This window comes from Streptococcus phocae (assembly GCF_001302265.1).
In the GTDB taxonomy this organism is placed as follows: domain Bacteria; phylum Bacillota; class Bacilli; order Lactobacillales; family Streptococcaceae; genus Streptococcus; species Streptococcus phocae.
Genome location: NZ_LHQM01000070.1, coordinates 1 through 806, shown reverse-complemented (window position 1 = coordinate 806; position 806 = coordinate 1). Strand labels below are relative to the sequence as shown.

The 806-nt window shown below is 43.7% G+C and carries 1 protein-coding gene and 1 tRNA gene; both read left to right on the top strand.

Translation table 11 applies throughout. The features are described from left to right. Window positions 1–22 precede the first annotated feature (22 nt). Window positions 23–96 (top strand) — tRNA-Asn (locus tag AKK44_RS08360). Between the two features lie 157 nt (window positions 97–253). Then, a complete protein-coding gene (locus tag AKK44_RS08355; RefSeq protein ID WP_054279293.1) occupies window positions 254–745 on the top strand; it encodes a hypothetical protein in 492 nt (163 codons plus the stop codon). Window positions 746–806: the final 61 nt, after the last annotated feature.

Here is an 806-nt window from a genome sequence, read left to right as displayed (position 1 = left end):
TACGGTAGTCGCTTAGCTTTTATCCGCCATAGCTCAGTTGGTAGTAGCGCATGACTGTTAATCATGATGTCGTAGGTTCGAGTCCTACTGGCGGAGTCAACGTACGTAAGATAGGATGATGTCCTATCTTTTTTGATTGCCCTGAAGAGTTTGATAGTTTACGATAAGCAAAAAGCAACAGGACATTTATGTCCTGTTGCTTTTTAAGTGTGTCCTTTATAATAAGCTTATCACAATGAAAAGGAGAGTTGTCATGCCCCAGGAAGCAGTATTGCTTTTTGATAAGGTTAAACCAATTATTTTGAAGTTAAAGCGTCAGTATTTTATTCAGTTATGGGATCACGATGACTGGCTACAAGAGGGGCGTATCGTTCTTTATTGCTTGTTGGAGAGTCACCCGGAGTTATCCGGTGATGATAAGCGCTTGTATGCCTATTTTAAAACAAAGTTTTCATCCCATTTAAAAGATGTGTTGCGCCAGCAAGAAAGCCAGAAGCGACGCTTTCATAAATTAGCTTATGATGAAATCGGCGATGTTGCCCATTGCATTCCAAGTTCAGGCTTGTCCCTAGATGATTACGTGGCATATCAGGGCATTGTAGAGGGGCTTGAGCAGGAGCTGACTGCCAAGGAGTATGAGCAATTTCAAGCCTTGGTAAGAGGAGAGCGCTTTGAGGGACGTAGGGCTTTGATTCGTAAGGTTGGGCCTTATTTTAAGGATTTTGGGCATCGGGCTTTAGGTTGAGAGAGTCCCCAGAGGGAAGCAAGAATCAGGCCTTCTCCCTTGGGGGCTTTTTGTATGGGGA

Coding starts and splice junctions, on each gene's coding strand:
- AKK44_RS08355 (WP_054279293.1), top strand. CDS start 254: ATGCCCCAGGAAGCAGTATTGCTTTTTGATAAGGTTAAACCAATTATT.